7 protein-coding genes and 2 pseudogenes are annotated in these 10,342 nt (G+C 62.7%); 2 read left to right on the forward strand and 7 right to left on the reverse strand.

Annotation, left to right across the window (positions count from 1 at the left end; genetic code table 11):
• Window positions 1–163, forward strand: a pseudogene (locus CSZ94_RS25805) (ISAs1 family transposase); the annotation flags it as partial.
• 20 nt (window positions 164–183) lie between these two features.
• Here CSZ94_RS25805 and CSZ94_RS25810 read toward each other — a convergent pair.
• The 4 genes and pseudogenes from CSZ94_RS25810 to trpS all read right to left on the reverse strand — a co-directional run.
• Window positions 184–570 (reverse strand): annotated as a pseudogene (locus tag CSZ94_RS25810) (class I SAM-dependent methyltransferase); the annotation flags it as partial.
• Window positions 567–1,808, reverse strand: coding sequence for a voltage-gated chloride channel family protein (locus tag CSZ94_RS25815; RefSeq protein ID WP_102124130.1), 1,242 nt, complete (start codon window positions 1,806–1,808; stop codon window positions 567–569). The pseudogene CSZ94_RS25810 and the gene CSZ94_RS25815, both read right to left, overlap by 4 nt.
• An 11-nt stretch (window positions 1,809–1,819) precedes the next feature.
• Window positions 1,820–3,433 (reverse strand): pyridoxal-dependent decarboxylase, encoded by a 1,614-nt coding sequence (locus CSZ94_RS25820; RefSeq protein ID WP_102124131.1) that lies wholly within the window; start codon window positions 3,431–3,433, stop codon window positions 1,820–1,822.
• A 117-nt stretch (window positions 3,434–3,550) separates the two neighbouring features.
• Window positions 3,551–4,627 (reverse strand): tryptophan--tRNA ligase, encoded by a 1,077-nt coding sequence (gene trpS, locus CSZ94_RS25825; RefSeq protein ID WP_258001212.1) that lies wholly within the window; start codon window positions 4,625–4,627, stop codon window positions 3,551–3,553.
• Between the two features lie 401 nt (window positions 4,628–5,028).
• Between trpS and CSZ94_RS25830 the strand changes: the two genes are divergently transcribed.
• Window positions 5,029–6,900, forward strand: coding sequence for a CocE/NonD family hydrolase (locus CSZ94_RS25830; protein WP_258001213.1), 1,872 nt, complete (start codon window positions 5,029–5,031; stop codon window positions 6,898–6,900).
• Here CSZ94_RS25830 and CSZ94_RS25835 read toward each other — a convergent pair.
• The 3 genes from CSZ94_RS25835 to CSZ94_RS25845 form a co-directional block, all read right to left on the reverse strand.
• Window positions 6,897–7,754: a DMT family transporter gene (locus tag CSZ94_RS25835; RefSeq protein ID WP_102124133.1), complete on the reverse strand. Its 858-nt coding sequence runs from the start codon at window positions 7,752–7,754 to the stop codon at window positions 6,897–6,899. The two genes, CSZ94_RS25830 and CSZ94_RS25835, sit on opposite strands and share 4 nt — an antisense overlap.
• 10 nt (window positions 7,755–7,764) lie before the next feature.
• Window positions 7,765–8,586: a substrate-binding periplasmic protein gene (locus CSZ94_RS25840; RefSeq protein ID WP_102124134.1), complete on the reverse strand. Its 822-nt coding sequence runs from the start codon at window positions 8,584–8,586 to the stop codon at window positions 7,765–7,767.
• Between the two features lie 100 nt (window positions 8,587–8,686).
• Window positions 8,687–9,970 carry a TCR/Tet family MFS transporter gene (locus CSZ94_RS25845; protein ID WP_102124135.1) on the reverse strand — a complete coding sequence of 428 codons (1,284 nt, stop codon included), beginning with the start codon at window positions 9,968–9,970 and terminating at the stop codon, window positions 8,687–8,689.
• Between the last annotated feature and the right edge of the window lie 372 nt (window positions 9,971–10,342).

Raw genomic sequence — 10,342 nt, forward strand, 5'->3', positions numbered from 1 at the left:
TATCCGGGCCGGCGAAGGGGCACAAAACTTCGCCATCTTGCGTCGAATAGCACTCAATTTGCTGAAAAACGAAAAGACAACCAAGGCCGGCATCGCTACCAAACGCTTAAAAGCTGGCTGGAATGCCGACTATCTCGCCAAGGTCTTGGGCTTGCCGACCTGATGCTTCATGCAATCGCCCTGGATGGTGGCCAGCAGGGTGGTGTAGTCTTCGATGTAGTGGAAGGCCAGCGAGCTGTAGACGAGGTTATAGCTGGCCGGCGGCAAGGCCAGTTGTTCCAGGTCCAGCCGGGCATACTCGACCGCCGTATGGTTTCCCATGCCACGCGCCTGCGCCAGCATCTTTTCCGACACATCCACACCCAGCACCCGCGCCGCGCCGGCTTGCGCTGCCCAGCGGCAGAACCAGCCATAGCCGCAGCCCAGGTCGAGCACATCTTTTCCTTGTACCTCGGGCAGCATGGCGCGCAGGGCCGGCCATTCGGGCGCCGCATCGAGGCCGCCGACGGAGCGGGGCAACTGGCTGTAGCCGGTAAAGAAAGTGTCGTTGTCATAGATGTTCTGTGTCATGTGTCCGTGTCGTTGTGCAGGGTGCGCTTGGCGTGGCCGCTGCGCTGTGCCCGGTAAATGCCCGCGTGGCCGGAAAACAGATAGGCGACCACGCAGGCGATGGCGGCATAGACGCCGATTTCGGCGCCGAACAGTTCCATGGCCATCAGGGTCGAGGCGATGGGCGTGTTGGCCGCGCCGGCAAACACGGCGACGAAGCCGATGGCGGCCAGCAGGGTGACGGGTTGGTGCAGCAGCGGCCCCAGCGCATTGCCCAGGGTGGCGCCGATGAAGAACAGGGGCGTCACTTCGCCGCCCTTGAAACCCGTGCCCAGCGAGACGATGGTAAACGCCATCTTGCCGAGAAAATCGTGTGCTGGCAGTGGCTGCTTCAAGGCCTCAACGATGGTGGGGATGCCCAGGCCGATGTAGCGATCCGTGCCCAGCAGCCACACGGCGATGGCGACAGCGAGGCCGCCGGCCAGCGGACGCAGCGGGGCATAGCCGATCCAGCGTTTCATCAGCCCGCTCAAGCCATGTGTGGCTTGCGCAAACACCTTGCCCGTCACGCCGAACAGCACGCCCGCGATCACCATGGCGCACAGGGGCCAGGCAGAGAGGGCGGGGGTCAAAGGCACGGCGTAATGCGTGTGTTGCACACCCCACCACAGGCCCACCTGGTCGGCGATGACGGCGGCGGCCAGGCAGGGCAGCATGGCTTCATAGCGCAATCGGCCGATGGCCAGCACTTCCAGGCCGAAGATGGCGCCCGCCAGCGGCGTGCCGAAGACGGAGGCAAAGCCGGCGCTGATGCCGGCCATCAGGATGATGCGGCGGTCGTCATTGTTCAAACGAAGCATGCGCGTCAGCTGGTCGGCCAGCGCGCCGCCCATCTGCACGGCAGTGCCTTCGCGTCCGACAGAAGCGCCGAACAAATGCGAGATGACAGTGCCGCCCAGCACCAGCGGCGCCATGCGCAGCGGAATGATTTTTTTCGGGTCGTGGATTTCATCGAGTAGCAGATTCGCGCCGCCTTCGACACTGCTGCCGTAGCGCAAATACAGCCAGCCGACGGCAAAGCCCGCCACGGGCAACAGCCAGATCAGCCAGGCGTGCGCCAGGCGCGTGCGCGTCGCCCAGTCCAGGGCGAACAGGAAGCCGGCCGAGGCCGACCCTGCCAGCACGGCCACGACAAAGGCGATCAGCAGCCATTTCAACAGATGCCGTAACAGATCGGTGAGGGCGTTCAGGCGTTGCATCGGGCATCCAGTCAGGGCTGATGGGGGGAGATTGCTTGCAGGCCCAGCTCGGCCACCAGCGCCTGGCCGATGGCGCGCTGTTCGGCCAGGATGGCGCGCAGGTGGTGGAGGCGCGTCTTGACATTCGTCATGACCACGCGCAGTACATTGGTCGGGCCAGGGTAGCGCGTCGATTCCAGCACGGTGCGCGAGACAAAGCTGTGGCCCTGCGCCTTTTGCCGGTTTTGCAGCTTGGCGTTGAGCGTGTTCAGCTGCTTGTTCAGCTCGGTCGCCACGTCCACTTGGCCGCTGGCCAGCAAGCTGTCCATGCGCTGGCGCAAGTGCGCGGGCACGTAGCGATAGGTGAGGATGAAGGTGTCGGAACGGGTGAGCAGTTCGAAATCCTGCTGGTCGGCCAATAGCTGCTGCAACTGGCCGGACAGGGTGGCCGCCTGCTGCAGCAAGGTGGTGTAGCCGGACACGCCCAGCACCTTGAACGAAGTCCACAGTTTCAAGGCATCGAAGCGGCGCGAGCCTTCCAGCGACGTCTGGCCCAAGTCGCCCGAGTTGTCGCGCAAGATGTAGTTGGCGTTGTGTTTCAGCAAGTTCAAGCTGGCGCTGTCCTTGAACAGCACCATGCTTTGCGCCATCGCCACCCACAGCAGTTTATGCCCGTCGATGACGACGGAGTCGGCCAGCGCGATACCGTCATACAGGGTACGGTATTGTTCGGCGATCAGCAAGGCGCCGCCCCAGGCCGCATCCACATGGAACCAGATGGCTTCGCGTGCGGCAATCGCCGCCATGGCGGCCAGCGGGTCGATGGCGCCCGTTTCCGTTGTGCCGGCGATGCCTATCATGGCGACGACCTTGATCTTGCGCAATTTCAAGTCGGCAATCGTTGCTTCCAGCGCGGCGACATCGATGCGGTTGTCTCGGTCAACGGCTACCAGGTGCAAGGCGTTTTCGCCGAGGCCCAGGGTCGCCAGCGCCTTTTTCACGGAATAATGGCTGCGGGCCGAGCCGATGACGGCCAGCCCCGCATGGCCGGCATCCTGCATGGCGGCAAACAAACCGCGCTTGCGCGTGCCGGGCAGATGCTGTTCCAGCGCCACGGCCAGCGCCGTCAAGTTGCCCATGGTGCCGCCATTGACGACATTGCCCAGCGCACCGCTGGTGGCGGCCATGGCCTGCGTGTAGACATGTTCAGGCTGCTGGTACACCTGGCGATGCAGCCAGCCGAGGATTTGCTTTTCGATCAGGGTCGAGACATACGCCGTCTCGATCTTCACCTGGTTCTGGTTCAGGGTAGCTGTAAACGCTTCGGCCAGCACGCTGATCCAGGGCAAGGCCTGCGTCATGTGGCCGATGTATTGCGGATGGTTCAGCTGGGCCGTATTGGCCAGCACGGTGGTGTCGAGTTCTTGCAGGAATGCCGCCACGGGCATGCCGTGCGCGGGAATGCAGGTGTCGGACAGTTGCGTCAGCAGTTCCGCATACGGCACGTGCGGATACGGCGTGTCGCGCTCGGCGGCCAGCCAGCCGCCCAGCATGCGCAGCGCTTGCTGCAGGGGCGCGGGCGAGCGTTGCAGCGCATCGATGGAAAAATGCTGCTGCAGCAGCTGTTCGACAGGGGTATCGGTCATGGCGCTTGGTCTTCTCTACGGATTGCTGATGCCACGGTGACAAACGAATTGCGCCCAGGCGGAAGCGGGATTTTACCCGACTCCGCCTGGGCGCATCAGTTTGCTCGCTGCCGGTGCTCAGAAATAGTTGAGGCCCAGCGCCGACTTGACTTCATCAGCCGTGCGGGCCGCCACTTCGCGTGCCTTGAATGTGCCTTCTTTCAGCATCTGGATGACTTGCCCCTTGTCTTTGGCGAATTCTTCGCGACGGGCGCGGATCGGCGCCAGCATTTCCTGCAAGACCAGGTCCAGGCGCTTCTTGACGATGCTGTCGCCCAGGCCGCCGCGCACATAATGGGCTTTCATCTCGGCCAGCGCCGCTTTTTCCGGGTCAAACGCATCCAGGTAGGTAAACGCGATGTTGCCTTCCAGGTGGCCCGGGTCTTCCACGCGCAGGTGCAGCGGGTCGGTATAGACTTTTTTCACGGCGGCCGTGATTTCAAGCGATGTCGCGCCCAGGTTGATGGTGTTGCCCAGCGACTTGCTCATCTTCGCCTTGCCGTCGATGCCGGGCAGGCGACCGATGTCGGGCACCAGCGCCTTGCATTCCATCAATACTTCGCGGTTATACATGCGGTTGAAGCGGCGCACGATTTCATTCGTTTGCTCGATCATGGGAATCTGGTCTTCGCCCACGGGCACCACGCCTGCCTTGAAGGCCGTGATGTCGGCCGCCTGGCTGGCCGGGTAGGTCAGGAAGCCGGCCGGGATGTCGCGCTCGAAGCCGCGCAAACGGATTTCTTCCTTGACGGTGGGGTTGCGCTCCAGGCGCGCCACGGTGACGATGTTCAAGTAATAAAAGGTCAGTTCGGCCAGTTCCGGGATTTGCGACTGGATGAATACCGTGGTTTTCGTCGGGTCGATGCCGACGGCCAGGTAGTCAAGCGCCACTTCGACAACATTGCGGTGCACCTTGTCGATGTCATCCATATTGTCCGTCAGCGCCTGCGCGTCGGCCAGCATGATGAATTGCTTGTAGCTGTTCTGGTAAGCGACGCGGTCGCGCAGGCTGCCCACGTAGTGGCCCAGGTGCAAGGGGCCGGTCGGGCGGTCGCCCGTCAGGATCACGGATTGCGAAGCGATGGCGGCGGCCGACAGCGGTGCTGCGGCTGCGTCGTTCTGGTCTTGGGTATCGGGGGTACTAGGCAAGCTCATCAAGTTTCCTTTTGAGCCGCCTGCATCGGGGATGATCCAGGCTGGAGCCTGTTACGCCACCGATCGAGGCGGCGTGGATCAAATTCACATCACTATGCAGTGGCCGCGCGAAAGTGAGCGGGACCACCAATTCAAGCAGGCGTGTTGTGACGGGATAAATTTCATGGCGTTATGGTTGCAGTTCGTGCGCGTTCTGTCAAGTTGCGTGCCGATATATCTGCTGCGCTGCGTCAGAGGCTGGCCTTCTGTAGAACTTGCTTTGCGGGTACTATTGCCGTTCGGCCATTTTTGCGTGGCATGAATCATTGGAGAACAGTATGCGCGTGTCGTCCCCCGTCCGGTTCACCGGCCTGGCCCTGGTTGTCAGTTCCCTATGCAGTTCCCACTTTGTGGCGCCGGCGATGGCACAAACGCCACCCATGACGCCCGATATCGGCGCCAAGCTGGTGATGCCTGACGTCAATGATTACGTCAAGCGCGTAGTGATGATCCCCATGCGCGACGGCGTCAAGCTGTACACGGTGATCGTCGTGCCGAAAGACGCCAAACGGGCGCCCATCATGCTCACGCGCACGCCGTACAATGCGGCCCGCCGAGCCCAGCGCGCCACCAGCGCCAGCATGCTGGCTACCATGCCGCAGGGCGACGATACCCTGGTGGAAAACGGCTATATCCGCGTATTCCAGGATGTGCGCGGCAAGCATGGTTCGGAAGGCGATTACGTCATGACGCGCCCCGTGCGCGGTCCGCTGAACCATACCAAGGTCGATAACGTCACGGATGCCTGGGATACCATCGATTGGCTGTCGAAGAATATTCCGGAAAGCAATGGCAAGGTGGGCATGCTGGGTTCCTCGTACGAGGGGCATACGGTGCTGATGGCCCTGGTCGACCCGCATCCGGCGCTGAAGGTGGCCATACCCATGAGCGCCATGGTCGATGGCTGGCGCGGCGATGACTGGTTCCATAACGGCGCCTTCCGCATGCCCAGCCTGTCTTACCTCGCGTGGCAGACGAGCGTGCGCGGCAGCGGCGAGGCGCCCGTGCTGGGCGTCTACGATGACTACGATGCGTATCTGCGCATCGGCTCGGCCAGCGATTACGCGAAGAAATTTGGCATCGACAAGCTGGCCTACACGAAAAAGCTGTTTGAACACCCGGCTTACGACAGTTACTGGCAGGAACAGGCGCTCGATAAAATCCTGGCCAAGCGTCCGCTGATCGTGCCCACCATGCACGTGGTGGGGCAATGGGACCAGGAAGACATCTATGGTCCCTACGCCACCTACACGGCGATGGAAGGGCGCGACAAGGGCAACAACCGCAATTACCTGGCCATCGGCCCGTGGCGCCACAGCGGCGTCAACTATGACGGTTCCAGCCTGGGCGCCCTGAAGTTTGACGGCGATACGGCGCGCCAGTTCCGCGAAAAAGTCATGCAACCATTCCTCAATCAATACCTGAAGGATGGCGCGCCAGACGCGAACACGGCACCCGTGGTGTCTTACCAGAGCGGCACGAACCAGTGGCAGCGCTTGTCGCAGTGGCCGCTGGCTTGCGAGACCTGCGAGACCAAGCTGACGCCGATCTACCTGCACGATGGCTACAAGCTGGGCTTTGCGCCAGCGCCAGCGGCGGCCGATTCTGCCAGCGGCGCGTTCGATGAATACGTGGCCGATCCCGCGAAACCCGTGCCCTTCGTGGCGCGTCCCGTGCGCCTCGGCGACGCCGATCAGTGGAAGCCATGGCTGGTCAGCGACCAGCGCGGCTATGCGGACCGCACGGACGTGCTCAGCTATGTTAGCGAACCGTTGAAAACGGCCGTGCGCATCGCTGGCGCACCGATGGTGAACCTGTTCGCCGCCACCAGCGGCACGGATGCCGACTGGGTGGTGAAACTGATCGATGTGTATCCGGACGAAGTGCCGTCGCAGCCAGCCATGGGCGGCTATCAATTGGGCGTGGCGATGGATATCTTCCGTGGCCGCTACCGCGACAGCCTTGAGCATCCGACGGCCATTCCTGCGGGAAAAGTGGAACGCTACCGCTTCGCCTTGCCGAACGCCAACCACGTCTTTCTGCCTGGCCACCGCATCGCCGTGCAAGTGCAGTCGAGCTGGTTTCCCCTGTACGACCGCAATCCGCAAACCTTCGTGCCGAACATCTTCCTGGCCCAGCCAGGTGATTACAAGAAGGCCACGCAGCGCGTCTACCACGCGGCAGGGGCGGCCAGCGCCATCGAGTTACCGATAGCGCCGCTGGACGCCCGCTAGGCGATTCGCATCAGGACTGCCCCCGCCGCGATCAGGCCTATGGCCAGGTAGCGACGGGGGCTGATTTTTTCACGCAGGAACAGGGCGGCAATCGCGATGGCGAACAGGATCGACGTCTCGCGCAGGGCCGCGATGGCCGCCACGGGCGCCTGCGTCATGGCCCACAGGGCCAGGCCATATGAAGCGAGGGTGCCAAAACCGCCCAGGGCGGCCAGGCACCATTGCGTTTGCGCATACGCCAGCAAGTCGGCGCGGCGGCGCAGCAAGGTCCACAGCAGCAGTCCCGCGCCGTTCAAGACAAAAATCCACATGGTGTAGGCAGCCGGCGCGCCGGACAGGCGCACGCCGATGCCATCGATCAGGGTATAGCTGGCGATGACGCAGGCGTTGCCCAGCGCAAAGGCGGTGGCGCGCCCCGTGTTTTTCAGCACGCTGCCGACGGCAGGCAGGCGGGCCGCAAAATACAGGCCGAAGATGCCCGCGCAGATGCAGGCGACCGCGCCCATCTGCATGGGAGACAGGCGTTCGCCGATCAGCGGCCAGCTGGCCAGCGCCACAAGCAGCGGGGCGCTGCCGCGCATCAAGGGGTAGGCATGGCTCATGTCGCCCGCCTGGTAGGCGGCCGCCAGCAGCGAGTAATAGGCCAGCTGTGCCACGGCCGAGGCGGCCAGGTAAGGCCAGCTGGCGGGCGCGGGAGCATTGACGAAAGGCAAAACTGCCAGCGAGATCAGGGCCGCGCCCACGCACACCAGCACCGTGCTGAGAAAGGTATCCTTGCCCGACTTGACGATGGCATTCCAGCTGGCGTGCAACAGGGCGGCAAATAAAACCACGGCAAGGACCAGACCCGACATACGAATGTCCTCAGCGCGGACGTATGCTGAGCGACAACAGTTCCTGGCGGTGATGGCGCTGCAAGCCGTCCATCACGGTGCCCGAGCGGCCCGCCTTGTCCAGCAATTCGCGCAGGGTGGCCTGGTCTTCCGCCGTCAGCGACTTGCGTGACAGGTAGACGCCGCTCATGCCCCACGGCAATTCAGGCAGCGCTTCCAGGCGCAAGCGGTCGGCCAGGCCGTACACGCGCGCATCGTTTTGCGCCACGCCGGCCAGGATGGTGGGCGCCATGATGGTGGCGTCGATGAAGCCGCTTTGCATCAGGCGCGCCACGGAGAGCGCATCGACTTCGTAGAACAGGCGTCCCTGGCTGCTCAGTTCCTTCGCCAGCGCCTGGTACGGTGCGCCATAGTCATAGCCGCGCACCAGCGCCACGCGCAGTTCGCGTCGCTCGATCAATTCCTGCATGGAGTTGATGGGCGCGCGCGCGCCTTGCAGCGAGATCAGCAGGGGGCGACTGCCCAGCATGGGGATGAACAAACCATGCTGGTCGCGCCGCAAGGTGCTGCTGGCCGGGATCAGCAGGTCGGCCTTGCCCGCCTCGAACATCGCTTCCAGGCGTGCGCGGGGCACGGCCGTGAAGATGAAATTGCAGCCGAGTTTGGCGCCCATGCTGCGCAGCAAGTCGGGATAGATGCCGCCGATGCTGGCGCCATTGACCACCACGCTGGCGCCGATGGCCGAGACGGGCACCTGGATGTCGCGCGAACATTGCGCGCTGGCCAGCGATGGCAGCGCCAGCGTCAGCATGGCCACGGTCCGGCGCCAGGCGCTGGAATAAAATTCACTCATACCCATCCTTGCTCACCATCGAATGCCGGGCGTCGGTAACGCGCGGTTGATTATCGCATTCTCGCCTATTCATTTCCCAAATGCAATATTATCCCGCAGACTACTTTGTGGTGGAAACCGCAAGTCTTGCCTGGCGTTGCGCCTTGAAGTAGCACCAGGCGACTACGATGCCCAGGGTTTGCATGATGGCGCACAGATAGAAGGTGCTGCCGATGCGCCAGTCCTGTGGCGGCAAGTGGCTCACTTCACCGAGGATCATGCTGCCGAGCAAGGGCATGATGATGATGCCCAGGCTGCTGATCGATTGCAGGGAGCCCATCAGTTCTCCCTGCTCGCTGGCGGCGGACGCCTTCGAGATGATGCCTTGCAGGGCGGGACCGGCGGCAAAGGCCAGCAGGTTGCACAAAATCAAGGCATACATCATCCAGCCTTGCGTCGCCAGGCCGTACAGCAGGTAAGTGAGGGCGCCCGAGGCCATGCCCAGCAAGGACAAACGCACTTCGCCAAAACGCTTGATTAAAATGCCCAGCAAGCCTGCCTGCACCACGGCTGCGCACAAGCCCACGCAGAACAGGGCGATGCCGTTCTGGCGCGGCGTCCAGTCGAAGCGGAAATGCGTGTACAGCACCCAGGTGGTGTTGAGCATCATTTGCGCAAACGTCATCAGGCCGAAGGCCAGCACCAGGCCGCGGATGTCCACGCGGCGCAGCAGTTTCAGCAGGGCGGCAAACGGATTGATGCGCGCCAAAGTAAATGGCGCGCGCGGACCCGGCTGCAACGATTCAGGCACGAAGAAATAACCGTAGATGAAATTGGCCGCCGACAGGCCCGCCGCCACGTAGAACGGCAGGTGCAGATTGATCTCGCCCAGCAGGCCGCCCAGCATGGGGCCGCAAATGAAGCCCAGGCCAAAGGCGGCGCCGATCTTGCCAAAGCTCTTGGCGCGGTTGTCGGGCGTGGAAATATCGGAGGCGTAGGCGGACGCGACGGACATGCTGGCCGACGAGACGCCGCCGATGATGCGTCCGATGAACAAACAGGCCAGGTTCGGCGCCCAGCCCGTGGCGAGAAAATTGACGCCCATGCCGGCCATCGAGTACAGCAGCACGGGACGGCGACCCACGCGGTCGCTGATGGCGCCCAGCATGGGCATGAAGATGAACTGCAGCAAGCCGAACACGGCCGCCATGATGCCGTACCAGAACGCCTGCGCCTCCTTGCCGTTGACAAAGTCGCCGATCAGGATGGGCAGCACGGGCACTACCAGGCCGATGCCCAGCATGTCGATGAAGACGCAGACGAGGATGAAATTGAGGTTGCCGGCGCGCGCAGGCGCGGCGGCGGAGGACGGGGAATGGCTGTCGGGGCTGGTTTTCTCGGACATGCATGCTTTCGGCGCGTTGGCGTTGCGCCGGCGCGTTGCAGCTTCCTGCTGACGCGCGGCGCGATAGCTTAGCCTTGTATTATAGACAGCCTGCGCGCTGCTGGCTATCGCCACCAAGCTTATGCGCTAACAGGGTGTTGAAAAAGGACCCCAGTCCTTCGGATTTTGTCGCCAGACATGCGAATTTTTCGGGCTGGAAGCCGCATTTTTCCTAAAAAGCAGTTTTCAGCCACTTTTCAGGCCGTTTTTTGACATTTTTTAGCGCTTTCCGTACTCTATGGACGGAGTTATCCAACCACCGCCGATAAACGCCAGCCAAAGATCGTCGCCATGCGCGTCAGGTTGTAAGCGGCGAAAGTGAACGTGGTTTGT

The sequence above is a fragment of the Janthinobacterium sp. ROICE36 genome (assembly GCF_002869965.1).
Lineage (GTDB): Bacteria > Pseudomonadota > Gammaproteobacteria > Burkholderiales > Burkholderiaceae_D > Janthinobacterium.

Bases quoted from the DNA above. Each gene is read 5' to 3' on its own strand.
- CSZ94_RS25815 (WP_102124130.1), bottom strand. From the start codon at position 1,808: ATGCAACGCCTGAACGCCCTCACCGATCTGTTACGGCATCTGTTGAAA.
- CSZ94_RS25820 (WP_102124131.1), bottom strand. From the start codon at position 3,433: ATGACCGATACCCCTGTCGAACAGCTGCTGCAGCAGCATTTTTCCATC.
- trpS (WP_258001212.1), bottom strand. From the start codon at position 4,627: ATGAGCTTGCCTAGTACCCCCGATACCCAAGACCAGAACGACGCAGCC.
- CSZ94_RS25830 (WP_258001213.1), top strand. From the start codon at position 5,029: ATGGCACAAACGCCACCCATGACGCCCGATATCGGCGCCAAGCTGGTG.
- CSZ94_RS25835 (WP_102124133.1), bottom strand. From the start codon at position 7,754: ATGTCGGGTCTGGTCCTTGCCGTGGTTTTATTTGCCGCCCTGTTGCAC.
- CSZ94_RS25840 (WP_102124134.1), bottom strand. From the start codon at position 8,586: ATGAGTGAATTTTATTCCAGCGCCTGGCGCCGGACCGTGGCCATGCTG.
- CSZ94_RS25845 (WP_102124135.1), bottom strand. From the start codon at position 9,970: ATGTCCGAGAAAACCAGCCCCGACAGCCATTCCCCGTCCTCCGCCGCC.